25 protein-coding genes are annotated in these 24331 nt (G+C 71.8%); 8 read left to right on the top strand and 17 right to left on the bottom strand.

What is annotated here, in order from left to right:
- Positions 1 to 8: 8 nt before the first annotated feature.
- Positions 9 to 1448 (bottom strand): GuaB1 family IMP dehydrogenase-related protein, encoded by a 1440-nt coding sequence (guaB1, locus tag ACYVLJ_RS01960; RefSeq protein WP_460437543.1) that lies wholly within the window; start codon positions 1446 to 1448, stop codon positions 9 to 11.
- A gap of 67 nt (positions 1449 to 1515) precedes the next feature.
- Between guaB1 and ACYVLJ_RS01955 the strand changes: the two genes are divergently transcribed.
- Positions 1516 to 1983, top strand: coding sequence for a DUF309 domain-containing protein (locus ACYVLJ_RS01955; RefSeq protein WP_460437542.1), 468 nt, complete (start codon positions 1516 to 1518; stop codon positions 1981 to 1983).
- A gap of 58 nt (positions 1984 to 2041) precedes the next feature.
- On the opposite strand, the gene ACYVLJ_RS01950 is transcribed toward ACYVLJ_RS01955, so the two are convergent.
- Positions 2042 to 2665: an MBL fold metallo-hydrolase gene (locus tag ACYVLJ_RS01950; RefSeq protein ID WP_451968187.1), complete on the bottom strand. Its 624-nt coding sequence runs from the start codon at positions 2663 to 2665 to the stop codon at positions 2042 to 2044.
- 97 nt (positions 2666 to 2762) lie between these two features.
- On the opposite strand from ACYVLJ_RS01950, the gene ACYVLJ_RS01945 reads away from it, so the two are divergent.
- Positions 2763 to 3983, top strand: coding sequence for an NADH:flavin oxidoreductase/NADH oxidase family protein (locus tag ACYVLJ_RS01945; RefSeq protein ID WP_460437541.1), 1221 nt, complete (start codon positions 2763 to 2765; stop codon positions 3981 to 3983).
- Here the strand turns inward: ACYVLJ_RS01945 and ACYVLJ_RS01940 are convergent.
- Complete coding sequence (locus ACYVLJ_RS01940; RefSeq protein ID WP_460437540.1) at positions 3955 to 4596, bottom strand: Pr6Pr family membrane protein; 642 nt, start codon at positions 4594 to 4596, stop codon at positions 3955 to 3957. The genes ACYVLJ_RS01945 and ACYVLJ_RS01940 overlap by 29 nt on opposite strands.
- Before the next feature lie 88 nt (positions 4597 to 4684).
- Here ACYVLJ_RS01940 and ACYVLJ_RS01935 point away from each other — a divergent pair, with 88 nt between their 5' ends.
- The 3 genes from ACYVLJ_RS01935 to ACYVLJ_RS01925 all read left to right on the top strand — a co-directional run bounded on the left by ACYVLJ_RS01935 (position 4685) and on the right by ACYVLJ_RS01925 (position 6417).
- Positions 4685 to 5524, top strand: coding sequence for an NBR1-Ig-like domain-containing protein (locus ACYVLJ_RS01935; protein ID WP_460437539.1), 840 nt, complete (start codon positions 4685 to 4687; stop codon positions 5522 to 5524).
- Positions 5525 to 5695: 171 nt separating this feature from the next.
- Positions 5696 to 6043 carry a hypothetical protein gene (locus ACYVLJ_RS01930; RefSeq protein WP_451968179.1) on the top strand — a complete coding sequence of 116 codons (348 nt, stop codon included), beginning with the start codon at positions 5696 to 5698 and terminating at the stop codon, positions 6041 to 6043.
- Positions 6040 to 6417, top strand: coding sequence for a hypothetical protein (locus ACYVLJ_RS01925; protein WP_451968177.1), 378 nt, complete (start codon positions 6040 to 6042; stop codon positions 6415 to 6417). Before ACYVLJ_RS01930 ends, ACYVLJ_RS01925 begins: the two co-directional genes overlap by 4 nt.
- A gap of 67 nt (positions 6418 to 6484) precedes the next feature.
- On the opposite strand, the gene ACYVLJ_RS01920 is transcribed toward ACYVLJ_RS01925, so the two are convergent.
- The 4 genes from ACYVLJ_RS01920 to ACYVLJ_RS01905 all read right to left on the bottom strand — a co-directional run bounded on the left by ACYVLJ_RS01920 (position 6485) and on the right by ACYVLJ_RS01905 (position 12082).
- Entirely contained in the window at positions 6485 to 7777 is a 1293-nt protein-coding gene (locus tag ACYVLJ_RS01920) for a S53 family peptidase (protein ID WP_451968175.1), read from the bottom strand.
- Positions 7778 to 7914: 137 nt separating this feature from the next.
- Complete coding sequence (locus ACYVLJ_RS01915) at positions 7915 to 9447, bottom strand: ATP-dependent DNA ligase (RefSeq protein ID WP_460437538.1); 1533 nt, start codon at positions 9445 to 9447, stop codon at positions 7915 to 7917.
- Positions 9448 to 9487: 40 nt separating this feature from the next.
- Positions 9488 to 11167, bottom strand: coding sequence for a PstS family phosphate ABC transporter substrate-binding protein (locus ACYVLJ_RS01910; RefSeq protein WP_460437537.1), 1680 nt, complete (start codon positions 11165 to 11167; stop codon positions 9488 to 9490).
- A gap of 51 nt (positions 11168 to 11218) precedes the next feature.
- On the bottom strand, positions 11219 to 12082 hold the full coding sequence (locus ACYVLJ_RS01905; protein WP_460437536.1) for a helix-turn-helix domain-containing protein: 864 nt from the start codon (positions 12080 to 12082) through the stop codon (positions 11219 to 11221).
- A gap of 100 nt (positions 12083 to 12182) precedes the next feature.
- Here ACYVLJ_RS01905 and ACYVLJ_RS01900 point away from each other — a divergent pair, with 100 nt between their 5' ends.
- The gene (locus tag ACYVLJ_RS01900) at positions 12183 to 13208 is read left to right on the top strand and encodes an aldo-keto reductase family protein (protein ID WP_460437535.1); all 1026 of its coding nucleotides are present in this window, start codon (positions 12183 to 12185) and stop codon (positions 13206 to 13208) included.
- 4 nt (positions 13209 to 13212) lie between these two features.
- On the opposite strand, the gene ACYVLJ_RS01895 is transcribed toward ACYVLJ_RS01900, so the two are convergent.
- Positions 13213 to 14610, bottom strand: a complete 1398-nt coding sequence (locus ACYVLJ_RS01895; RefSeq protein WP_460437534.1) for a class II fumarate hydratase — start codon at positions 14608 to 14610, stop codon at positions 13213 to 13215.
- A gap of 27 nt (positions 14611 to 14637) precedes the next feature.
- Entirely contained in the window at positions 14638 to 15207 is a 570-nt protein-coding gene (locus ACYVLJ_RS01890) for a hypothetical protein (RefSeq protein ID WP_460437533.1), read from the bottom strand.
- A 131-nt stretch (positions 15208 to 15338) separates the two neighbouring features.
- Between ACYVLJ_RS01890 and ACYVLJ_RS01885 the strand changes: the two genes are divergently transcribed.
- A complete protein-coding gene (locus ACYVLJ_RS01885; RefSeq protein WP_451968162.1) occupies positions 15339 to 16328 on the top strand; it encodes an NAD(P)/FAD-dependent oxidoreductase in 990 nt (329 codons plus the stop codon).
- 1 nt (position 16329) lies between these two features.
- On the opposite strand, the gene ACYVLJ_RS01880 is transcribed toward ACYVLJ_RS01885, so the two are convergent.
- From ACYVLJ_RS01880 to ACYVLJ_RS01855, 6 genes are all read right to left on the bottom strand, one after another.
- On the bottom strand, positions 16330 to 17079 hold the full coding sequence (locus tag ACYVLJ_RS01880; protein WP_460437532.1) for a S1 family peptidase: 750 nt from the start codon (positions 17077 to 17079) through the stop codon (positions 16330 to 16332).
- 9 nt (positions 17080 to 17088) lie between these two features.
- A complete protein-coding gene (gene glpX / locus ACYVLJ_RS01875) occupies positions 17089 to 18141 on the bottom strand; it encodes a class II fructose-bisphosphatase (protein ID WP_451968158.1) in 1053 nt (350 codons plus the stop codon).
- Positions 18142 to 18223: 82 nt separating this feature from the next.
- Positions 18224 to 18445, bottom strand: coding sequence for an exodeoxyribonuclease VII small subunit (locus ACYVLJ_RS01870; protein WP_451968156.1), 222 nt, complete (start codon positions 18443 to 18445; stop codon positions 18224 to 18226).
- Positions 18442 to 18840, bottom strand: coding sequence for a hypothetical protein (locus ACYVLJ_RS01865; protein WP_451968154.1), 399 nt, complete (start codon positions 18838 to 18840; stop codon positions 18442 to 18444). The genes ACYVLJ_RS01870 and ACYVLJ_RS01865 overlap by 4 nt, the downstream gene beginning before the upstream one ends.
- A complete protein-coding gene (gene xseA / locus ACYVLJ_RS01860; protein WP_460437531.1) occupies positions 18837 to 20072 on the bottom strand; it encodes an exodeoxyribonuclease VII large subunit in 1236 nt (411 codons plus the stop codon). Before xseA ends, ACYVLJ_RS01865 begins: the two co-directional genes overlap by 4 nt.
- Positions 20069 to 20728 (bottom strand): lipid droplet-associated protein, encoded by a 660-nt coding sequence (locus tag ACYVLJ_RS01855; RefSeq protein WP_451968150.1) that lies wholly within the window; start codon positions 20726 to 20728, stop codon positions 20069 to 20071. Before ACYVLJ_RS01855 ends, xseA begins: the two co-directional genes overlap by 4 nt.
- 231 nt (positions 20729 to 20959) lie before the next feature.
- Between ACYVLJ_RS01855 and ACYVLJ_RS01850 the strand changes: the two genes are divergently transcribed.
- Positions 20960 to 21955, top strand: a complete 996-nt coding sequence (locus ACYVLJ_RS01850; protein ID WP_460437530.1) for a 4-hydroxy-3-methylbut-2-enyl diphosphate reductase — start codon at positions 20960 to 20962, stop codon at positions 21953 to 21955.
- Positions 21956 to 22016: 61 nt separating this feature from the next.
- On the opposite strand, the gene ACYVLJ_RS01845 is transcribed toward ACYVLJ_RS01850, so the two are convergent.
- Both ACYVLJ_RS01845 and ACYVLJ_RS01840 read right to left on the bottom strand, forming a co-directional pair.
- Positions 22017 to 22940, bottom strand: coding sequence for a DUF6542 domain-containing protein (locus tag ACYVLJ_RS01845; RefSeq protein ID WP_460437529.1), 924 nt, complete (start codon positions 22938 to 22940; stop codon positions 22017 to 22019).
- Between the two features lie 311 nt (positions 22941 to 23251).
- A complete protein-coding gene (locus tag ACYVLJ_RS01840) occupies positions 23252 to 24166 on the bottom strand; it encodes a DNA recombination protein RmuC (RefSeq protein WP_451968144.1) in 915 nt (304 codons plus the stop codon).
- Positions 24167 to 24331: the final 165 nt, after the last annotated feature.

Raw genomic sequence — 24331 nt, 5'->3', positions numbered from 1 at the left:
CCGGCTCGTCACCAGCCCGAGGGGAGCGGGCGGCCTTCGGCGAACCCGGCCGCCGACTGGACGCCCAGCAGCGCGCGCTCGTGGAACTCCTCGAGCGTGCGCGCGCCCGCGTAGGTGCAGGAAGACCGCACGCCCGAGCCGATCGAGTCCAGCAGGTCCTCGACACCCGGGCGGGCCGGGTCGAGCGACATCCGCGACGAGGAGATGCCCTCTTCGAACAGCGCCTTCCGGGCACGGTCGAAGACGTTGTCCGTGCGCGTCCGGGCGCCCACCGCGCGCTTCGACGCCATGCCGAACGACTCCTTGTACGGCCGGCCCTGCTCGTCGAACCGCAGGTCACCGGGCGATTCGTAGGTGCCGGCGAACCACGAGCCGACCATCGCCGCGGACGCGCCCGCGGCCAGCGCCAGCGCGACGTCGCGGGGGTGGCGGACGCCGCCGTCGGCCCAGACGTGCTTGCCCAGCTCGCGCGCGGCTGCCGCGCAGTCCGCGACGGCCGAGAACTGCGGGCGGCCCACGCCGGTCATCATCCGCGTGGTGCACATCGCGCCCGGCCCGACACCGACCTTGACGACGTCCGCGCCGGCCTCGATCAGGTCGCGCGTGCCCTCGGCGGTCACCACGTTCCCGGCGACCACCGGGACCTGCGGCGACACCGACCGGACGGCCTTCAGCGCGGCGATCATCTTCTCCTGGTGCCCGTGCGCGGTGTCGACGACCAGCACGTCGACGCCCGCGGCCAGGACCGCTTCGGCCTTCGCCGCGACGTCGCCGTTCACGCCGATCGCGGCCGCGACGCGCAGGTTGCCGTCTCCGTCGACGGCCGGGGTGTAGATGTCCGCGCGAAGCGCGCCGACGGCGGTCAGGACGCCCGCGAGACGGCCTTCGGCGTCCAGGCCGAGCGCCAGCTGCGCGCCGTGGCTGTGCAGCTGCTCGAAGACTTCGCGCGCCGGAGTCGTCAGGGGGACTGCAACGGCCGCAGGCTGCGCGACGTCGGCGAGACGCGCGAAGCGGTCTACGCCTGCGCAAGCCGCTTCGTCGACGACGCCGACTGGACGGCCTTCGCCGTCTACGACCACGACAGCGCCGTGAGCGCGCTTGTGGACCAGGTTGAGCGCGTCGGCCACCGCGTCGCCGCCGGTGAGCACGAGCGGGGTGTCCCACACGGTGTGGCGGCTCTTCACCCAGCCGACGATCTCGGTGACGGCGGCGGTGTCCACGTCCTGCGGCAGCACCACCAGCCCGCCGCGGCGGGCGACGGTCTCGGCCATCCGGCGCCCGGCGACCGCGGTCATGTTGGCGACGACGATCGGGATGGTCGCGCCCGTGCCGTCCGCGGTGGAGAGGTCGACGTCGAAGCGGGACTCCACGTCCGAGCGGTTCGGCAGGAGGAAGACGTCGTCGTAGGTCAGGTCGTGAGCGGGCCGGTGGCCGTCGAGGAAACGCACGAGTCCCCAGACTACGGGGCACTCGAGGAGACGGCGAACGCGGCCGGGCCCGTGGCAGGATCGGGACATGAGCCGCCGCGACCGGGACGCCAAGGGACGCGCACGCAACGCACGGCCGCGCGACGGCCTCGGCCGGCCGCTCCCGTACGGCGCGGAGGGCGTCGAACGCCAGCCGGAGGGCATCGAGCGGACCCCGGCGCAAACGCTTGCGGAGGCCCAGCGGCTGCTCGACGACGGCAAGCCGTTCCACGCGCACGAAGTCTTCGAGGACGCGTGGAAGACGACCGACGGACCGGATCGCGAGCTGTGGCGCGGCCTGGCCCAGCTGGCGGTCGGCCTGACGCACGCGGCACGCGGCAACACGACGGGCGCGGTGTCCCTGCTGGAGCGCGGAGCGGCGAACATCGAGCCGTACCGGGGTGAGCCACCGCACGGCATCGACGTCGCGGGCCTGCAGGAGTGGGCCCTCACCCTGGCGGGCGAGGCAAAGCAGCGGGTCCGGGTAGCCCCGACCCCGCCGCGGCTGACGTGCTGACGGCTGTGGGAGCGGCGGTCGGCTTTGAGCGGGCCGCCGTCGCCCGGAAACACACGTCCTAGGGCTGGTCCCAGCCGCTCGATGCCGCCTTCTCCGCGCCGAGCGTCGTGCCCTCGCCGTGGCCCGTGTGCACCTTGGTGCTTTCCGGCAGCGTGAACAGCTTCTCGCGGATGGACTTCACGATCGTCGGGTAGTCCGAATAGGACCGTCCCGTGGCGCCCGGGCCGCCGTGGAACAGCGTGTCGCCCGTGAACAGCACGCCGAGGTCCTCCGCGTACAGACAGACCGCGCCCGGTGCGTGGCCGGGTGTGTGGATGACGCGCAGGTCCGTGCCCGCGATCGTGATCGTGGCGCCGTCCTTCAGCTCGCCGTCGGGGGCGCGGTCCGGGTGGGTCTGGTCCCAGAGGACGCGGTCGTCCGGGTGCAGCAGGATCGGCGCGCCGGTCGCTTCGGCGAGCGCGGGCGCCGCGTTGACGTGGTCGTTGTGCGCGTGGGTGCAGACGATCGCGGCCAGTTTCCGTTCGCCCACGACGTTTTCGATGGCCTTCGCGTCGTGCGCCGCGTCGATCACGATCACTTCCGCGTCGTCGCCCACGATCCACACGTTGTTGTCGACGTCCCAGCTGCCTCCGTCGAGCTGGAAGACGCCGGAGGTCACCAGGTTCTGCACGATCGCCGTCATGCGCCCGACCCTAACGGTCATTCGGCGGGTAGATGACATACCGGCGGTATGCTACTCTCGCGTCACCTTACTGTGAGTAAGTTCGAGGAGTGACGCGATGACCGCGACCCGGGACCTCCTGGCGGAGCCGCTGAAACTGCGTTGCGGCGCGGTGCTGCCGAACCGCCTGGTCAAGTCGGCCCTGAGCGAGCAGCTCGGCGACCGGCGGAACGCGCCGACGCGGGAGCTGCACGAGCTCTACCGCACCTGGGCGCGCGGCGGCGCCGGGGCGCTGATCACCGGGAACGTCATGGTCGACCCGGCCGCGCTCGGCGAGCCGCGCAACGTGGCGGCGACCGCGGACCCGGCCGGCTTCCGCGCCTGGGCGCGCGCGGTCGAGGGCACGGACACGCGCCTGTGGGTACAGCTCAACCACCCCGGCCGGCAGAGCCCGCGGTACCTGTCGCGGGAGCCCGTCGCGCCGTCCGCCGTGCCTTTCGGCAACCGCGGCATCCGCACCGCCTTCGCCGCTCCGCGCGCGCTGTCCGGCGAAGAGATCGAAGCGATCATAGAGCGCTTCGCGGTGGCAGCACGCACCTTCGTCGACGCGGGCTTCCACGGCGTCCAGATCCACGGCGCGCACGGCTACCTCGTCTCGCAGTTCCTTTCGCCGTTGACGAACGTGCGCACGGACGCCTGGGGCGGCGACGCGGTGCGCCGGCGCCGGTTCCTGCTCGAGGTGGTCCGGCGGGTGCGCGAGGCGGTAGGGGACGACGTCCCGGTGGCGGTGAAGCTGAACAGTGCGGACTTCCAGCGCGGCGGGTTCACCGAGGACGAGTCCCTGGAGGTCGTGCGCGAACTCGGCGAAACCGGGCTGGACCTGCTGGAGGTTTCGGGCGGCACCTACGAGAAGGCCGCGATGATGGGCTCCGGCCGCGCGAGCACGCAGGCGCGCGAAGCGTACTTCCAGGACTACGCGGCGAAGGCGCGTTCAGTGTCCGACGTCGCGTTGATGGTCACCGGCGGCTTCACGACCCCGCGGGGGATGGCCGACGCGCTGAGCTCGGGCGAAGTGGACGTCATCGGGCTCGGCCGGCCGGTGATCGTCGATCCCGGGTTGCCCGCGCGGCTGCTCGGCGGCGAAGACGTCCGCGCGGAGCGGCTTTGCCCGAAGACCGGCGTCCGGCTGGCCGACAGCCTGCTGGAGATCCAGTGGCACACCCGGCAGATGCACCGGATCGCGGCGGGCAAGCCGGTCGACCGGCGCGGCGCGCTGCCGACGCTGGTTCAGGCCGGGCTGACCGACGGGCTCAACGCGTTCCGCCGGGTGCGGGCGTGAGCCGGCGGTCGTACAGGAACGCCCCGGTCGCGAGCGCGGTGAAGAACAGCCCGATGAAGACGCAGTTCAGGGTCACCTGGCCGTAGCCGAGCGCGCCGGCGTCGACGAACGGGTACGGGTAGAAGCCGGTGAACGCGCCGCGCGGGAGCGTGAACGCCAGCCAGGCCAGCGGGTAGACCAGCGACCACCAGACCGTCGTCCAGGTCAGCGCGCCGCGCGGGGCGGCGAGCAGCCAGCCGAGCACGAACAGGATCGGCGTCACCTTGTGCAGCATGGTGTCGGCGAAGAACGACAGGCCGTGCAGGTCGTACAGGCCGGCGAGCGCGACCTGGTAGACGATGCCGGTCACGATGATGCCGACCAGCGCGTCGAGCCAGAGCACGGTGAACAACCTGCCGCGGGCCAGGCCCAGCGCGACGAGCGCCGAGGTCACGGCGACGAGCAGGTTCGAGTCGATCGTGAAGAAGCAGAACAGGTTCGCGATCCGTCCGGCGGCCGTCGTGAAGCGGCCGGTGGTGTCGCCGGCCGTCGCGATCACCTGGGTGACGAGGCCGGTCAAGGCGACCAGCGCGGTGACCGCGAACCAGCCGCGGGTGAGCTTCTCGCTGCGCATCACCGGAGAATACCGGGCGGTAACTCCACAGTGGACCACTCGATCGAGTCGAGCCGGTCACCCGGTGCGGGTTCTATTGTCGGCCTCGATGGACGTCGAACGCACGCCGGGACGGCGCGGCCGGGTCGCACACGGCCCGGCGGAGACCACCGGCCCGGTCGCCGCGTTCGCGCGCCGGCTGTGGGCGCTGAAGCGCGAGGCGGGCGACCCGTCCTACGACCGGATGCGCGACGAGCTGGGCGCCCTGGCCTCGAAGTCGGCCCTGTCGGCGGCGGCCCGCGGCCGGCAGCTGCCCAGCTGGGAGACGACGTGGGAGTTCGTCCGCGTGCTGGCGGTCGGGGTGCTGGGCCAGGACGAGGCTTCGGTGCGGCTCGAATGGCGAGGGTGCTGGGAGAAGGCGCGCGAGCCCGAGCCGCGACGCGGGTGGGTGCGGGCGCTCGGGCCGCGGCTGGGAGGTGTGCCGTCGCCACGAAGGCGGTGGGCGGCCTACGGGCTGGCCGCGGCCGTCGCCGTTGTGCTTGTCGTTGCCGTCGGCTTCGTCTTCGGTGGGGCGTTCTCCGCTGAGGAACCCGCCGCCGGTGATGTGTCCGAGTTCGTCGCCGATGTGACCGTTCCCGATGGGACGGCCGTCGCCGCCGGGAGCCGGTTCGTCAAGACCTGGGAGCTGCGCAACGCCGGATCCGTCGGATGGATCGGGCGGTATCTCGTCCGGTCCGGCTCCTTCGGCAGTCCCGACGAATGCCGGACTCCCGCCCGCGTGCCGGTGCCCTACACCGCGCCCGGCGAGCACGTGCGGGTCTCCGTCGAGGTACAGGCGCCGTCTTCGCCCGGGCACTGCCAGGTGTACTGGAAGATGGCCGACTCCGAGGGACACCTGCTGCTGCCGGACGCCCGCGCGGTGTTCTTCTCGGTCCGGATCACCCCCTGAATTTGGCTTTCGGCGCCCGCTGGCCATTGCGCTGACCTGCAAAAACGATCTTCGTTTGGCTTTCGCTCCGGTGTGGACGGCGAAGGGCTTCCCGGGCCTGGGCGATCGTCCCTAACGTCGTCGGTGCCCGGATCTCCCCGGGCGAATCCATTCTGCAGGGGAAGGAAACCCATGCGTCCGTACCTGAAGGCTTCGGCCGTCATCGGGACCGCGCTCGTCGCGGGCCTGCTGCCGGCCGGCACGGCTTCGGCATCGGCCCCCGCGACGGCGACCGTCGCGAGTGATCCGATCATCACGTGCGAATCCGGGTACCACGGCTGGATGCGCCGGGCAGGCAAGGACGCCATCTGCCTGTGGCCGGGCGAGCGCACCTGGGACGTCCGCGTCTTCGAGTGCGCCGGCGACCTGACGCTCTATTTCAAGAACGGCAGGCACGTCTACTGCGGCGGCTCGATGACGATCGGCCTCGACATCGCCGAAACGTCCGATGTGGTCAAGACGAAGGTGGGGAACCGATGATGCGCAAGCTGGCCGTTCCGATGGCGGCGCTGGCCGCGACGCTCGTGGTGGCGCCCTCGGCGTCGGCCGCCGCGACGAAGGTGTGCGAAGGCGGGCCGCTGATGGGCGGGGCCACGAAGGTCGTCGAGGTCAGCGCGGGGCAGAACATCGACATCACCGTGCACAACCACGACTACCGCGGCCTGCTCGTCCAGATCATCGACGACGTCTTCGACAAGGGCCTGTGGAGCGGCGGGATCGCGCCGGGCAAGGAACACACGGTGTCGCACGGCGTGCTCGGCGACCCGCCCGTCTACCACAAGATCCGGTTCGAGGTGACGTCCAACCTGTCCAACAACTACACCTACGCGATCAAGTCGGATCGCTGCTACTGACGGGCGACGCGGAAGCGGAGTTGCCCGGTGCCGATCACACCGGGCAACTCCGCTTTCGGTGCAAGGGTCAGCGAAGCGCCTTGACCAGAGCCGGGACGAAGACCGACGCGTCGACCGTGCCCCAGCCACTCGCGATGTCGAAACCCTTCGCCGCGGTGAAGCCGACGACGCCGTCCTGGCTGTTGTCGCCTTCGGTAACGTCGACGATGCCCGCCTTCGGGCCCGCCGGGCCCAGCTTCGTGTACAGCGCCGGGTTGATCTGACCGAGCTTGCCGTGCTTGGCCTGCACCGCGAGCGCGAGCACGCCGGCGAACAGCGGCGCGGACTGCGACGTGCCGTGCACGCCTTCCATGCTGATGTCCGGGAACGAGCGCATCTTGCTGCCGGTGATCTTCTTGACGCCGTCCTGCCAGTTCGGCCGCGCGTACGTCTTCGACAGCCCGGCGCCCTCGGCGAACCCGTCGTCGGCGACGTTCACCAGGTCGTCCGCCTTGGTGCGGGTGCCGTTCGCGTCGAGGTGCAGCTGCGTGCCGCCGAGCGTCGTGACGCGCGGGTCGGACGCCGGCCAGCTCGCGACGCGGTACGGGTAGTTGCCCGGGCCGGAGAGGTACCCGCCGGTCGGGCCGTCGTCACCGGAGGAGGCGACCATCGTGATGCCGGCCTTGCTCGCGCGGTCCAGCGCCGGGTCGAGCGTCTTGATCGAGTCGAACGACGGGAAGTTCTCCTCCGTCGTGCCGAAACTCATCGAGATCACGTCGACCAGCTTGTGCTCGGTCATGTAGTCGACCGCGTGCATCATCTCGGGCAGGCCGGTGAAGCCCTGGGTCTCGGCGACCGGCGTCGCCGCGACGATGATCTTCGCGTTCGGCGCCATGGCGTGCATCATCGTGACGTCGAGGTCGGTCTCGCCGCCCCAGCTCCGGCAGGTCGCGGTGTCGACGCCGGGGTCGGTGCACGCCGGCACCGGGCCGGACGGCTGGATGACCTCCACGTTCGCCGGCGGCAGGCCGTGGTTCTTCGAGTAGGTGTCGAGCACCTGCTTGACCTGGTCGTCGCCGAAGGACACCAGCGTCGCGACCGTGCTGCCCGCGCCGGTGATGCCGGCGTTCCACAGCTTCGTCGCGTTGTACGCGGTGCTCTCCTTCGGCAGCGACGCCATCGCCGCTTCCAGTTTGGCGACGCGCTTCTGCACGGTGTCGGCGCCGACGAACGACTGCGCGGCCGCCGAGAAGTGGTGCTTCGACGGCTGGTGCCCGGCGTCCGGCGTGCTCGGCACCGGCGTGGCCGAAGCCGGTGCCGCGAAGGCCGCGACGAGCAGGGTCGTGCTCGCGAGCAAGCCGGACACAGCGCGCAATCTCATGCTTTTTCTCCCTGGCCGAAGGAAACTCCGTCAGCCACTCTGCTCAGGAGCGGGAGGGGGCAACATCGACTTTCGTCTGTCCTTTTACGAGGAAAGGGCCGCCGACGCACGAGATGTCGTGATCGAGACCTTCGTCGTCAGCCCCCTTCCGAGCGGTCGCCGTGGAGCAGGCCGCGGACCGTGTCGATCGTGTCCGCCTCCGCCGGGTCCTTGTCCGGGCGGTAGCGGAGCACCCGCGCGAACCGCAGCGCCAGGCCACCGGGATAGCGGGTCGAAACCTGGGCGCTGTCCAGCTCGATCTCCACGACGATCTCCGGGCGGACGTACACCGTCCAGTCGTCGCGGTGGGTTTCGATCTCCTGGAACGTCCTCGTCTGCCACGCCAGCAGCTCGTCGGTCATGCCCTTGAACGTCTTGCCCACCATGATCGGCGGGCCGCCGTCCGGGTCGCGGGCGCCCAGGTGCAGGTTGGACAGCGTGCCCGTGCGCCGCCCGTGGCCCCACTCGGCCGCGAGCACGACCAGGTCGATCGTGTGCACCGGCTTGACCTTCAGCCAGGCCCGCCCGCGCCGCCCGGCCGCGTACGGCGACGAGAGGTCCTTGACCATCACCCCTTCGTGCCCGGCTACCATCGCCGCCTCCAGCACCTCGGCCGCGCGGGAAACGCCCACCTCGCCGGGGATCACGTGCGCCCCGGCGACCTTGCGCAGGGCCGCGTTGCGCTCGGACAGCGGCGCGTCCAGCAGGTCGACGCCGTCGAGGTGCAGGCAGTCGAAGAAGTACGGCCGCAGCAGCAGCGCCTTCACCTGCTCCTCGCGGGTGCTGCCGAACCGGCTCATCGTGTCCTGGAACGGCCGTGGCCGCCCGGCGTCGGTCAGCGCCAGGGTCTCGCCGTCCAGCACCACCGACTCGCACGGCAGCGCCCGCACGAGCTTGACCAGCTCCTGCACGCTCGACGTGATTTCGCGCAGCGTGCGGGTCCACACGTGCACCTCGTCGCCCTGGCGGTGCACCTGGATCCGCGCACCGTCCATCTTGTACTCGACGATCGCCTCGGCGTGCTCGGCGACGGCCTCTTCGAGCGACTCCGCCGGCGACGCCAGCATGGGCTTGACGGGCGTGCCCAGCGTCAGCCGGAACTCCGCCAGCGCCGCCTGTCCGCCGGTCATCGCCGCGACCCCGGTGACGCCCAGCTTCCCGGACAGCATGAACGCCCGCCGCACGTCGACGGCCGGGACCTCGGCCGCCGCCGCGACGGCGTCCACCATCACGCCTTCCAGCGCGCCCTGCCGCAGCTCGCCGGTGACCAGCCGGAACAGGAACTCCTGCTCGTCCTTCGTCAGCCGCTCGAACAACGCGCGCAGGATCTCCTGGCGCCGCCCGGTGGAGCCGGTGCCCGCCGCGACGCCGGCCGCCGCGGTGAGCGCCGCGTCGACCTCGGCGACCGTGGCCTCCGGCGAGGGAACCGAGCCGGCGCCCAGCCCGGCCAGGGTGCGCCAGCCCGCACCCAGCCGGTCCTGCGCCGTCTGCCCGGTCAGGTACGCGATCACCACGGGCAGCTCGACCACCTCGGCGGCGCGCAGCACCGAGGCCAGGAGGGCGATCTTCGCCTTCCTGGACCTGGTCGCCGCCAGCTCGGCGGACGCGCGGACCAACTCGCTCAGCAACACCCGGACATCATGACCCGGACCACCGACAATTTCTCGTCGGTCAGATGTCCGGCCTGGTGCAGAGGGGGTCGAGCAGGCCGTCCTTGGCCACGCACGGGGTGTACCCGGCGTCCTGCAGCTCGGCCCGCGCGGCCGGGCTCGCGAGGTAGTCCAGGAACCGCTTGAGCACGCTGTCGTTCGACGGCACGCCCTTCGTGTACAGGTACTCGACGGTCCAGAACCGGTACCCGGCGTCGACGGTCGTGACGTCGGGGTAGTGGCCGTCGAGCTGCACGATCGTCACCTGCTGGTCGCGGGCGGCCGCCGTTTTGGCCGCCGGGACGTCGGCGTACCCGATCGCGCCCGGCACGGCGGCGACCTCGGTGAGCACCTCGGCGGTCGTGCCGCGTTCGCAGCGCGTGGTCGCCGCGGCGGGGTCGCGTTCCGGCTTGCGGCACGAGTCCGACGACAGCCGGTCCTCCGCGCCGCCGAGCACCTTCTGCTCGAACGTCTTGCGAGTGCCCGACTCCTGCCCGCGCCCGACGATCCCGATCGGCACCGACGGCCCCGGCCGCAGCTGGTCCCAGTTCCGCACCCGGCCGCTGAAGATGTCCTTGACCTGCTGGGTCGTCAGCCGGTCGACGCCGGCGGCGCGGTTGACGACCAGGCTGTACACGACCACCGCGACGGCCTTCGCCTCCAGATCGGGGCCTGCTTCGCCGGACTTGCCGTCCGAGAGGACCGCCAGCTCGTCCTTGCCCGCCGCGTCGACGGGCGCGAGCGCGCGCACGCCGGTGACGCTGCCGGTCGCGTGGGTCGAGATGGCCGCGCCGTCGCACTGGCCGTGGTACTCGGCGGCGATGCTGTCGATGATCGGGACGAACGCGCTCGACCCCTCGACCGAGAGCTTCCCGGTGGCGCACTGCGCGGTGGTCTCCGGCCGCGACCACGACACGACCAGCGTGGCCAGCAAGGCGCCGGTCAGCAGCACCCCGACGGCCGTGGTGATGACCGGCCAGCCGAACCGGCGCTGCTTGCGGTCGTCCTTGATCCGGCCGGCGGCGAGCCGCGCGTGGTGGTCGATCTGCTTGCTGATCTCGCCGTCGTCGCCGCCGGACTCGCGCAGCACGACGACCAGCTTGAACTTTTCCTTGCGCTTCAACGACAGCCGCGCGAACCGGACGCCGTGCCACTCCGGTGCCTCGGGCGGTGCTTCGGCCGTCGCGAGCCCGGCGAAGCGCTTCGGCAGCAGCGCGCGCACGCGAGCCAGCTTCACGCCCTCGACCGGCTTCTGCGGGCTCTCGCGCGTGAAGAACTCGAGGCCGTCGCGGACGTGCTGGCGCAGGCCGTCGTCGGTGGCGTCGGACACCCGTGCGTCCCAGACGATCCGGCTGCCGAAGGTGAACGACAGCGGGATTTCGAAGTCGCCCGGCGCGATGTCGAAGCTGCCGGTGTTGTGGATCCGGATCACCACGATGCTCATCCGGTCGAGCAGCCGCGCGACCTGCTCCAGCTGCGGAGCCGCCTGCGCCGAGCCGTTCTCGCCGTCGTGCAGGTCGATCGGGGACAGCCCGATCTTGGAGTTGTAGAGGACGCGGAACGTCAGGCGGCGGCGCCGGATGAAGTAGCGGTCGACGAACGGCGCGGCGATCGCGACCAGCGCGGCGATCCCGAGGACCAGGCTGCCCGAGTCCGAGCTCAGGATCTCGGCGAGGGACTGCATCGTCGCGCCGACGCCCACCGTGCCGCTCCTCTGCCCCCGACTCCCCAGGTCAAGGAGCCTAGGCAGGCGTCACCGGGCGTGGGGTTGCGACGACCGAGTGTTCACCGGGCGTTCATCGGCGGCGATCCAGCTGGCCAGCAGGCCGAGCGCGCGTTCGGTCTCCGACCCCGGTTCGGCGTGGTAGACGACCATGCCCTGGTCGGGGTCCTGCGGCAGCCGCAGCGTCTCGTAGCGCAGCCGCAGCTCGCCGACGACGGGGTTCATCAGGACCTTCCACCCCTGCGCCTTCTCCCGGACCGCGTGCTCGGCCCACAGCTTCCGGAACTGCTCACTGGCCAGCGACAGCTCGCCGACGAGCTGGGCGAACCGCGGGTCACCGGGGTGCCGTCCGCTCTCCGCGCGCAGGTTCGCCACCAGCTCGCGGCACACGGCGTCGTACTCCGGGTGCAGCTGCTTCGCGCGTTCGTCGGTGAAGATGAGCTTCGGCATGTTGCGCTCTTCGAGGTCGGCGAAGGCGAACGCGACCGCGCCGCCGAGCGCGTTCCACGCGAGCACGTCCAGGTACCGCCCGAAGACGAACGCCGGCGCCTGGATGGCGTCGAGCAGCTGCTGCAGCTCGGGCCGGACCGGCTGCGGCGCGCGCTCGTCCCGGCGCTTCGGCGCGGCGAGGTTGCGCAGGTACGACTCCTCGCCGGCGGTGAGGCGCAGTGCGCGGGCCAGCGCGTCGAGGACCGCGTCCGAGACGTTCTTCGCGCGCCCCTGCTCCAGCCGCGTGTAGTAGTCGACGCTGATGCCGGACAGCTGCGCCAGCTCCTCGCGGCGCAGGCCCTTGACCCGCCGCTGCGTGATCCCTTGCGGCAGGCCCAGGTCGGCGGGGTCGAGGGCGGCGCGGCGCGCCTTCAGGAAGGCTCCCAGCCCGGCTGCGTCACTCATGCCTCCAGTATCCCCGGCTCCCCGCGGCCCGCCTGGTACTGGCAGACCCAGGTTGAGCGTGACCTGGCCCGGTGTGCCCGCCGCTTCCAGAGTGGGTGACATGGAACGACGAATTCTGGGCGGCACGGGGATTTCGGTCAGTGAGTACGCGTTCGGCGCGATGATGCTGGGCAAGTGGGGCAACCCGGACCACGAAGAGAGCGTCCGGATGCTCCACACGGCGCTCGATGCCGGGGTGAACTTCTGGGACACCGCGGACATGTATTCCGACGGCGAGAACGAGCGGATCGTCGGCAAGGCGCTGAAGGGCCGTCGCGACGACGTCGTGCTGGCCACCAAGGGGTTCTTCCCCATGGGCTCCGACCCCAACCAAGGCGGCCTTTCGCGGCGCTGGCTCACCCGGGCGCTCGACGACAGCCTGCGGCGCCTCGACACCGACTACGTCGACCTCTACCAGGTCCACCGGCCCGATCCGGCGACCGACATCGAGGAAACCCTTTCGGTGCTCACGGACTTCGTGCGCCAGGGCAAGGTCCGCGCGATCGGGTCGTCGGACTTCCCGGCCGAGCAGATCGTGGAAGCCCAGTGGGTGGCCGAAAAGCGCGGCCTGGCCCGGTTCCGCGCCGAGCAGCCGCCGTACTCGATCTTCAACCGGGCGATCGAGGCCGCCGTGCTGCCGACCGCGCGGAAGTACGGCATGGGCGTGCTGACCTGGAGTCCGCTGGCCAGCGGCTGGCTCTCCGGCAAGTACCTGAAGCCGTCCGATGTGGACCTTTCCGACGGCCGCCGGACGTTGCAGGCGCACAAGTTCGACCCGGCACTGCCGGAGAACGCGGTCAAGTTCGAGGCGATCGCGCAGCTGAAGAAGATCGCCGACGACCTGGGCCGGCCGCTCACCCACCTGGCGACGGCGTTCGTCCGGGCGCACCCGGGCGTGACGTCGGCGATCATCGGCCCGCGGACCCCGGCGCAGCTCGCCGACCTGCTGGCCGGCGCCGACCTGGTCCTCGACGACGAGGTGCTGGACCGGATCGACGAGATCGTCCCGCCGGGCACGGACCTGAACCCGGCCGAGAAGGACTACACCCCGCCGGCGCTGGCGGACGCGCGCCTGCGCCGGCGGTAGCGGGTCACTTGCCGCCGCGGGCCATGCGGAGGACGTCGAGCGCTTCGTCGAGCTGCTCTTCGGTGAGCTTGCCGTCCTTCACGTAGCCGCGTTCGAGGACGACCTCGCGGATCGTCTTCAGCTCCTTGAGAGCCTGCTTCGCGACCGCCGCGGCCTCTTCGTAGCCGATGTACTTGTTCAACGGCGTCACGATCGACGGCGAGCCTTCGGCGTAGGTGCGCGTGCGCTCGGTGTTCACCGTGATGCCCGCGAAGACCTTGTCGGCCAGCAGGCGCGACACCGCGGCGAGCAGGCGCGCCGACTCGAGGACGTTGCGGGCGATCACCGGCAGGTTGACGTTCAGCTGGAAGTTGCCGGCGGCGCCGGCGAACGCGACGGCCGCGTCGTTGCCGATCACCTGCGCGACGACCTGCAGCGTCGCCTCCGGGATCACCGGGTTCACCTTGCCCGGCATGATCGACGAGCCGGGCTGCAGGTCCGGCAGCGCCAATTCGGCCAGGCCGGTCCGCGGGCCGGACCCCAGCCAGCGCAGGTCGTTCGCGATCTTGTTGAGCGACACGGCGATCGTGCGCAGGTGCCCGGACGTCTCGACCACGCTGTCCTGCGTCGCCTGCGCCTCGAAGTGGTCGCGGGCCTCGGTCAGCGGCAGCCCGGTCACCGTCGCGAGTTCGGCGGCGACGGACGCGCCGAAGCCGTCCGGCGCGTTGAGGCCCGAGCCGACGGCGGTGCCGCCGATCGGCAGCTCACCGAGGCGCGGCAGGCCCGACTTCAGCCGCTCGACGCCGAAGCGGATCTGCGACGCCCACGCGCCGGCCTCCTGGCCGAGCGTGATCGGCACGGCGTCCATCAGGTGCGTGCGGCCGGACTTCACGACGTCGGCCCACTCCGCGGCCCGCACCTCGATGGCGCCGGCGAGGTACTCCAGCGCGGGGATGACGTCCTTGGTAACGGCTTCGGTCGCGGCGACGTGGATGGTCGTCGGGAAGGTGTCGTTCGACGACTGCGACGCGTTGACGTGGTCGTTCGGGTGCACGTCGCGGCCGAGGGCGCGGCTCGCGAGCGTCGCGATGACCTCGTTGGCGTTCATGTTCGACGACGTCCCGGACCCGGTCTGGAAGACGTCGATGGGGAAGTGCGCGTCGTGGACGCCCTCGGCGACCTCGTCGGCGGCGGCCGCGATGGCGTTCGCGACGTCGGCGTCGAGCACGCCCAGCTTCAGGTTCACGCGCGCGGCGGCGGCCTTGAGCAGGCCGAGCGCGCGGATCTGGGCGCGCTCCAGGCCCCGGCCGGAGATGGGGAAGTTCTCGACGGCCCGCTGGGTCTGCGCGCGGTAGAGCGCGTCGGCCGGCACGCGGACCTCGCCCATCGTGTCGTGTTCGATCCGGTATTCCTGATCAGCCATGACCCCGATTCTGGACCTGTTCGCGAGTCACCGCGTGGTGGCGTTGCGCACCCTGCGCCGCTCACCGGCCCACGCGGTCACGGCCACGGCGGCGACGAACCCCGCGACCCCGAGGCAGGCGAAGACGAGTGGCACTGTCGGGTCCTGCCGTCCGGCGAGCTGCGTCGCGACCAGCCCGTCCGGGTCTTCGACGACCTCGACCCGGCTGCCGACCGCCAGCCGCGTGCCGATGCCCGGATCGAGCGATCCCGTGCTCCCGTCCGGGTTCCGCAGGTCGTACGTGTACGAGAGGCCGCCCTTCAGCCGCTGCACCGTTTCCGCGGTCAGCACCGCCTCCACCGCCTTCCCGCGCGAAAGCAGGATTTCGTCGCCGATCCCCGCCCAGCCACCGAAGAACACCGCGTACACCGGGAGCAGGCCGAGCAGGACGAGCAGCGCGCCCGTGCGGGCCAGCCAGCGGCCGAGCAGGACCAAGACCACGAAGGAGACGGCGACGAAGAACACCAGGCCTTCGGATTCGGCGTAGGGGAGCCCGAGCCGGATGACCAGGGCGAACCAGCCGAAGATCACCAAGATCGCCGCGGTGGCGCTGAGCACTGTCCGCCGCGCACCCCACGGTGGGCGCCGGTCGTCCGGCCGCCGGTGTCGCACCCCGTCGAGTGAACTCCGATCCGGCTAGGATCGGGTGTGTTCTCGATCACCGCCATCCACCACTGGCTGGAGCGAGCATGACTGAAGTTCCTGGGGACTCCTACGACCTCGTGATCATCGGCGCGGGCCCGACCGGCTTGTTCGCCGCGTACTACGCCGGGTTCCGCGGCCTCTCGATGGCGGTGGTCGATTCGCTGCCCGAGCCCGGCGGCCAGGTCACCGCGATGTACCCCGAGAAGATGATCTACGACGTCGGCGGGTTCGCCGAGGTCCGCGGGCGCGACCTGATCGACGGCCTGGTGAAGCAGGCCGCGCCGTTCGCGCCGACGTACCTGCTGGGGCGCAAGGCCGAGAAGCTCGAAAGCACCGGAGAAGGTGTCGAGCTGACCCTCGACGGCGGCGAAACCCTGCGCGCGGGCGCGGTGCTGATCACCGCGGGCATCGGCGAGTTCACCCCGCGCCCGCTGCCCGCCGGCGACGGCTGGCTCGGCCGCGGCATGGTCCACTTCGTCCCGTCGCTGGCCGCGCACGCCGGGCAGCACGTCGTGGTCGTCGGCGGCGGGGACTCGGCGTTCGACTGGATCCTGGCGCTGCACCCGGTCGCCGAGAGCGTGACGCTCGTGCACCGCCGCGCGAAGTTCCGCGCGGCCGAGTCGATCGTCCGGCAGGCCCGCGAACTCGGCACGCGCATCATCACCGACGCCGAGGTCACGAGGTTCGTCGAGAACGAGAGCGGCGCGCTCGAGGCCGTCGAGATTTCGGTCAAGGGCGCCGAAGACGAGCGGCTCCCGGCCAACGCTGTCGTCGCGGCGCTCGGGTTCACCGCCGACCTCGGCCCGATCGAGAGCTGGGGCCTGGAGATCGACCACCGCGCGATCGCCGTCGACTCGACGATGGCCACCGCCCGCGAACGCGTCTACGCCGCCGGCGACGTCGCCGCGTACCCGGGGAAGGTGAAGCTGATCGCGACCGGCTTCGGCGAGGCCGCGACGGCCGTCAACAACATCGCCGTCGCGCTCGACCCGGACGCCCACCTGTTCCCGGGCCACTCGAGCAACGCCGAGTAGGTCAGGCCTTCGTCTTCTCGGCGATCCACGGCGCGTACGCGACCACCGACGTGTAGATCGACGGCGCCGTCGCGCACTGCGGGTCGTTGTTGCCCGGGCGGCTGGTGACGCCGACGAGCAGCCAGTGGTCGCCGTCGCGGACGACCTCGGGGCCGCCGGAGTCACCGAAGCACGCCCCGGCGTTGCCGCCGGGGTTGTCCGTGCACAGCTCGGCCGTGCCGTCGAACGTGGACGTGCACTTCGTGCCCTCGACGATGTGCGTGTCGAGCTGCTGCAGCGTCGTCGGGATCTGGCCGCAGCCGACCTTCGGGCACGTCTGGCCCCAGCCGAGGATCCGCGTCGCGGTGCCCGGCGACGCGGTCGTCCCGAGCGCGATCGGCGCAGCCTTGGCCGGTGCCGCCAGGCGCAGCAGGGCGATGTCGCCGGCCGGGCTCTGCGTGTTGAAGGCCGGGTTCACGATGATGTCGGCGACCTTGGCGACCTCGCCGCCCTGGCCGGAGTCGTTCGTCCCGGCCCGCACCGAGACCGCGGACGGCGTCTTGTCGAACGCGCAGTGCGCGGCCGTCACCACCCAGGTGGGCGCGATCAGCGCGCCGGCGCAGAACAGCTTGCCCGTCGACGAGTGCAGGGACACCGCGAACGGGTACGGCTGGTCCGCGTCGCCGCCCCCGACGATGCCGGGGCCGGCCGCGGCGGTGCCGGGGACCAGGACGAGTGCGAGAACCAGCAGGGCGAGCAGGCGCCTGGTCACGGAGCTCCTTTACGGCAGCGGGGGCACAACGTCGTCGTCGGGCGTGTCCAGGTGGCCGTCGAAGTTGACCGAGGAGTACGCCCGCAGCTTAGTGAGCCGGTGGTAGCCGTCGATCATTCTGACGGTCCCGGACTTGGACCGCATCACGATGGACTGCGTCGTCGCGCCGCCCTCGCGGTAGTGGACGCCGCGCAGCAGGTCACCGTCGGTGACGCCGGTGGCGCAGAAGAAGACGTTGTCGCCGCGCACGAGGTCGTCGTTCAGCAGGACGCGGTCGAGGTCGTGCCCGGCGGCGATGGCCTTTTCGCGCTCGGCGTCGTCCTTCGGCCACAGCCGGCCCTGCAGCTCGCCGCCCAGGCACTTCATCGCGCAGGCCGCGATGATGCCCTCCGGCGTGCCGCCGATGCCGACGAGCATGTCGACGCCGGTGGTCGGGCGGGCCGCGGCGATCGCGCCCGCGACGTCGCCGTCGGAGATGAAGCGGATCCGCGCGCCGGCGTCGCGGACCTCCTTGATGAGCTGCTCGTGGCGCGGGCGGTCCAGGATGCACACCGTGACGTCGCCGACGCTGCTGTTCTTCGCCTTGGCGACCCGGCGGATGTTCTCCGCGATCGGCGCGCCGAGCTCGACCTTGCCCGCGGCCTCGGGCCCGACGGCCAGCTTCTCCATGTAGAACACCGCGGACGGGTCGAACATCGCGCCGCGCTCGGCCACCGCGAGCACCGCGAGGGCGTTCGGCATGCCCTTGGCCATCAGGGTCGTGCCGTCGACCGGGTCGACCGCGACGTCGCAGTCCGGCCCGTCGCCGTTGCCGACCTCTTCGCCGTTGAACAGCATGGGCGCTTCGTCCTTCTCGCCCTCGCCGATCACCACCACCCCGCGCATCGACACCGTCGAGACGAGCTGGCGCATCGCGTCGACGGCCGCGCCGTCCCCGCCGATCTTGTCGCCGCGGCCGACCCAGCGGCCGGCCGCCATCGCGGCGGCCTCGGTGACCCGGACCAGCTCCATCGCGAGGTTGCGGTCGGGCGCTTCACGACGACTCTCTGCGGCGGACATCATTGCCTCCCGGATCGTGGACCTGGCGGGTCAACAGTCTGTCAGATCCCTGTCCGGTTTCCCGATGCCGAAGACATGGCAAACGTCACTGCCCGGAGTCGTCCTCCACCGACGCGAGGGCGGCTTCGATCCGCTCGCGGGCGCCTTCGAGATGGCGCTCACAGACCTTCGCGAGCTTCTCGCCCTTCTCCCACAGCGCGAGCGACTGCTCGAGGGACAACCCCCCGGCTTCCAGCTCCCGGACGACCTCGACGAGACGGTCGCGGGCCTGCTCGTAGCCGAGTTCCTCGCTGGCTGCTTCACTCACGCTCGGTGTTCTCCGACCTTCTGGGCTGGCACGCTGTTCGCGCACACTACCGCGCTCGCCATGGCGTGGTCGTACCCGACGAACGCCAGGGCGAACTCCTGCCCGTCACCGTCCGCGATCGCCTCTTCGAGGTTCTCCTGCGCGCGGGCGACGCGCCTGCGGTGCCCGGCCCCCTCGGCGAACCACCAGCGCGAGCCGACCTGCGTCGACGTCGCTTCGGACAGCCGCCGCAGCTGCGGGCCCAGGTCGCGGCGGGCGGCGGTGCCGCAGCCCGCGAGCAGCGCCGTCCAGCACTCGGCGGCCGCCCGGTCGGTGCGCACCGCCTGGTCCAGCAGCGGGCGCGCCCCCACGCGCCGGGCCGCGTCCACGGTGAGCGGGAGGAACGTCGCTCTCACCCCTGCTCTCCTTCCGCCACCGCGCCGATCGCGCCATCACCCACCCGCACGCGCAGCTGGGCACCGGCCTCGACTTCGGAGACGGAGCGGAGTACCTGGAGGTTGCCTTCGGCGTCGACGAACTGCACGACCGCGTACCCGCGGGCCAGCGTCGCGGCCGGGCCGAGGGCGGTCAGCCGGGCCCGGGAGCTCGCGAGTTCGGCCTGGTCCTTGGCGAGCAGCGTCAGCATGGCGCGCCGCGCGCGTTCGCGGTGCACGTCGACGTCGTCTTGGCGCCGCTGGACCGGCCCGAGCGGGTCGGCCAGCGACGGACGGCTGCGCAGCTGTGTGAGCAGGCGCGCCTGCGTGTCGACCCACCCGTGCAGCGCGCGGCGCCCGCGGTCGCGCATCTGGCGGACGCGCTCGGTCTCCTCGCGCAGGTCGGGCACGATCCGCTTGCCGGCGTCGGTCGGCGTCGAACAGCGCAGGTCGGCGACGTAGTCCAGCAGCGGGGTGTCCGGCTCGTGCCCGATCGCGCTGACCACCGGCGTGCCCGCGGCCGACACCGCGCGGCAGAGCGCCTCGTCGGAGAACGGCAGCAGGTCCTCGACGCTGCCGCCGCCGCGGGCGATGACGATGACGTCGATCTCGGGGTCGGCGTCGAAGATCCGCAGCGCACGCATGACCTGCGGTACCGCCTGCGAGCCCTGCACGGCCGTGTTGAGCACCTTGATCCGGACGTGCGGCCACCGCCCCTGCGCGTTGGCCAGGACGTCCCGCTCGGCCGCCGACGCGCGGCCGGTGATCAGCCCGACGCCCTTCGGCAGGAACGGGATCGGCCGCTTGCGCTGGGCCGAGAAGAGGCCTTCGGCGGTCAGGAGCTTCTTGAGGCGCTCGATCCGGGCCAGCAGCTCACCGATGCCGACCGCGCGGATCTGGTCGGCGCGCAGGCTGAGCGTGCCGCGGCCGAAGAAGAACGACGGCTTCGCGTGCACGACCACGCTCGCGCCCTCGCGCAGCGGCGGTTCCATCTCGCGGATCAGCCAGTTCGGGCAGGTCACGGACATCGAGACGTCCGCCGACGGGTCGCGCAGCGTCAGGAACGCGGTCTGCGTGTTCGGCCGGGAGTTGACCTGCGTGACCTGGCCTTCGACCCAGACGGTGCCGAGCCGGTGCACCCAGTCGCCGATCTTGCGCGCGACCGTGCGGACCGGCCAGGGCTTCTCGGCGGTGCTCGCTTCGGTTTCGGTCACTGGCCTTCCGCGTCGTCGCCGGTTTCTTCGGCCTTGCGGGCGTTGCCGATGCGGCGGGCCAGCATCCCGGTGAACGACGACCGGTTCTCGTGCCCGCGCTCGTACTCGAGGATCTCCTCGAGCTGCGGGATCGTGAGCCGGCGCAACCGCGCGCGCAACTGGGGCAGGGTCAGCTCGTCGTAGTTGGCGAGGCCCGCCGGGCCGGTCACCTGGCCGTTGCCGCCGGCGGCCGGGCTCGCGTCGAACTCGCCGTCTTCGTGGTCCTCGGCGAGCGCGCGCTCCTCATCGGCCCACGGGTCACCCAGTTCCGCTTCGAGCTCGGCTGCTGACGGAACGTGACCGTTGATCTCCGAGCGCGGCTCGGGCACGTCGGCGACGGCGGCGAGGTTCGGCCGCACGGACGGGACGGGCTCGAGGTCCTCGTCGAAGGTCGCCCAGCTCGGCGTGTCCTCGACGGGGCGCAGGCTCGAGAGGGCGTTGTCGCCCTTGATCGCCAGCTCGGTGACGTGCTGCTGGACCCGCATGGAGGCCTGCAGCACCTGGCTGACCACGGTCACCGGGAGCCCGGCGAGCTGCCGGGGAAGCTCACGAACCCGCTCGGCGGTGCTGACGGCGAGGCCCGCGGCGACCCGGAGGGGGAGCGGGAATGGCTTCATGCGTCCAGCCTGCCGCATTTACGCCATCCTGCCCAACCGAACGGGTGAGGCTTGTGCCGGGCAGGCCGCCGCGGCCCGCCGCAAACCGGTGGTCGACCTGGATGTCAGGCGGCGGACGAGCGCATCGGACACGGGCGCGTTGCGTGACCCCGCGCACAGCGCGGAAGGGGGACGAAGCTCACCCGAAAGGGACTTCGAGTTCGGCTCCGGGCTGCCCGTACCCTGGGTGCCATGAGTTCAGCGAGTCCCGGAATCGAGCCCGCGGGTACCCCGACGATCACCGGAACCGCTTCCGGCAAGCGGGTGCTGCTCGCCAAGCCCCGTGGGTACTGCGCGGGGGTCGACCGCGCGGTGATCGCCGTCGAGAAGGCCCTCGAGGTCTACGGCGCCCCGGTGTACGTCCGCAAGGAGATCGTGCACAACAAGCACGTGGTCGAGACGCTGCGGGAGCGCGGCGCGATCTTCGTCGACGAGACGTCCGAGGTGCCCGAAGGCGCGCTGGTGGTGTTTTCCGCCCACGGCGTCTCGCCGATGGTGCACGCGGAGGCCGAGGAACGGAACCTGCGCACGATCGACGCGACCTGTCCCCTCGTCACGAAGGTGCACAAGGAGGTCAACCGGTTCGCCAAGGACGACTACGACATCCTGCTCATCGGCCACGAAGGCCACGAGGAGGTCGAGGGCACGGCCGGCGAGGCGCCGGACAAGGTCCAGCTGGTCGACAAGGCCGAGGACGTCGACAAGGTCGAGGTCCGCGACCCGTCGAAGGTGATCTGGCTGTCCCAGACGACGCTGTCGGTCGACGAGACGATGGAGCGCGTCGACCAGCTCCGTGAACGCTTCCCGGGCTTGGCGGACCCGCCGAGCGACGACATCTGCTACGCCACCACGAACCGCCAGGTCGCGGTCAAGGCGATGGCCGCCGAGTGCGACCTGGTGCTGGTGGTCGGGTCGACGAACTCGTCCAACTCGAAGCGTCTCGTCGAGGTGGCCCTGAAGGCCGGGGCGCGGGCGTCGTACCTGGTCGACTTCGCGCACGAGGTCGACGAAACCTGGCTTTCCGGCGTGACGACGGTGGGTGTCACCTCCGGCGCTTCGGTGCCGGACGAGCTGGTCATGGACCTGCTGGCCTGGCTGGCCGAGCGGGGCTACGGCGACGTCGACGAGGTGACCACGGCGAACGAGAAGATCACCTTCGCGCCGCCGAAGGAGCTTCGGAAGGTCTGAGTTACCGACACGAAAAGGGCGGTCACCTCCAGCCGGAGGTGACCGCCCTTTTCGTTGGCTGTCAGCGTTCTTCGTCGTCCCAGGGACGGTTTCGCCGCGGTGGGGCACCCCGGCCGCCGGAGGGGCGGCGGGGCGGAGGTGTGTCGCGGCCGTCTTCCGCCGGAGGGCGCGGACGACGGCGCGGAGCCGCGTCACCGCCCCGACGGCGAGGGTCGCCTTCCTCCGGCCAGGGCGTGCGGCGGCCGGCCGGCGGTGGCTTGCGCGCGCCGCCGCGGTCGCGTTCGGCGGGGGCACCTCCGCGCGGGGTCCGGCGGTCGCCGTCGGCCGGCGGGCGCGGTCGCCGGGGCGGCTCGCCTTCGCGGCCGCGCCGGGCACCCTGCGGAAGCGGGGTCTGGCCACTGCGGCCCGACCCCGGCGGACGCGGCCGCCCGCCGGCCGACGTCGCCGCGGCACGTGCCGCCGGCCGCTCGTCGTCCTCGTCCGCTCGACGGCGGTCCGGCTTGCCGGCCTTCGCCTTCTTCGGGGCGTCCGGGTCGCGTTCGCGGAAGATCCGGGCGAACCCGATCAGCAGCGTGATGCCGGTGGTGATCGCCATCACCGGGAACCCGTTGATCAGCGGGGTGCCGATGCTCAGGATCTTGGACAGCGTGTCGTCGCCGGCGGACCCGGAGGTCAGCAGGATGACGCTGGGCACGGCGACGGCCAGCACGAGCGGCGGCATCACCATCGGCCCGAACAGCCCCCGGCGCCGCACCGCGCAGACCGCGATGACGGCCCCGGCGATGTAGCAGACGACGAAGAACACCGGAATGCTCGTTTGGCTGGGCTTGGCGACGAAAGCGCCCAGAACCGCCAGGCCGAGGCCGATCAGGACCGCTGCCCACCAGGGCAATCCACGCCCGGAACCGACGACGGGACGCTCGTCCCACGGTACGGGGACGTCGTCGGCTTCTGGATCGCTCTGGCGATCGCGAATCGCGGTCACAACACAACACCGTATCTCGTGGTTGTGAAGATCTTGCCAGCACCGCCGCCGACGTGGGGGTACAGCCACCCGGCGGCGTGACTCCGGTGGACCCGCGGGGTGGTGGTGTGATGTGGTCCAGTCCTTCGGGCTCGGCTCGTCCGCGGACTCCGCTGCGCGCCGGTCGTCGCAGGTGGGAGGCCTGCGCGGACCCGCCGGTCAGCCCGCCAGGCCGGACACCGCCGGGCGGGGCGCTGACCGAATCGCCGGATGTGTTCCTGAGCCCGCGATCGGCCCTGGAGCGCGGAAGTCGACAGTCCGGGCCCGTCCGGTCAGCTGGCCGCCAGTTCGTCCCCCTTCCGCACCTGCGGGACCGCCGCCGGGCTGCCCGCCGCGTCGGTCAGCGGGGCCACCGCCGCCCGGAACGACTCGAGGGCCTCCAGCTCCCGCCGTCGCGCCGACAGGAACCGCTGGAGGTGCGTGCTCGACAGGTTCAGCGCGTCCACCGCGCCGCCCGCCGCCCGGTGCGCGGCCGCCGCACCCGCACGCACCTGCTCGACGTCCGCCTCCAGCGTGCGGTCGCTCGCCGCGAACAGGGCCGCCGACGCCAGCACGCCGAAGCCGGTCGGCCCGCAGAGGAACACCCGGCGGTCGATGAGCCAGCGCAGCAGCTCCGGGTCGGTGTCGAGCGCCGCGACCACGGCGGCGTCGGACGGGACGAACATGATCGTGCCGTAGATCGCGTCCGCCCAGCGCTGGTAGTTCTTGCCGGCGAGCTCGGCCGCCCGGGAGCGGACCTGACGGACGTGCGCGCGCAACGCGTCGATCCGCTCCTCCGGGTCGTCGGTCTCCACCGCCTCCGCCCAGATCGCCATGCTCGCCTTCGCGTCGACCGGGACCGCGCGGTCGCCGCCCACCCGCAGCACCATGTCCGGCTTCGCCGAGCCGCCGCCCGCCACGTCGGTTTGCAGGGTGAAGTGCAGGTTCTCGCGCAGCCCGAGCGCGCGGGCCGTCTCCACCAGGACCTGTTCGCCCAGTTCGCCGCGCCCGCTGATCGAGGCGAAGGCGACCTCGTAGCGGCGCAGGGCCAGCTGCTGCTGGTCCGCCTTGGCCCGCTCGGCCGCCACCTGCCGGGCCGCCGCGTCCGCCCGGCGCATCCCGTCGTTGTACAGCCGCCACAGCACCGCGACGGCGAACAGCAGCAGGACCGCGAGCACGATCGCCGCGGTGGTCAGCACCGTCGCCACTTCCGCCTCCTCCCTCCGGGCCGCCTGGTTCGGACCGCGGGGACATCATGGCGGACGGCACCGACAAAAACCGCAGCCGAACCGTCGCTCTGGGTAGCTGACCTGCGAACAACTGGAATTCGCGTGGGCGTGTTGGCCACCGAAGACGATCCCGCGCGTCCTGAA

The organism is Amycolatopsis stemonae, from assembly GCF_054781455.1.
The sequence above is the reverse complement of the archived record's forward strand: the minus strand, read 5'-3'. Positions and strand labels throughout refer to the sequence as shown.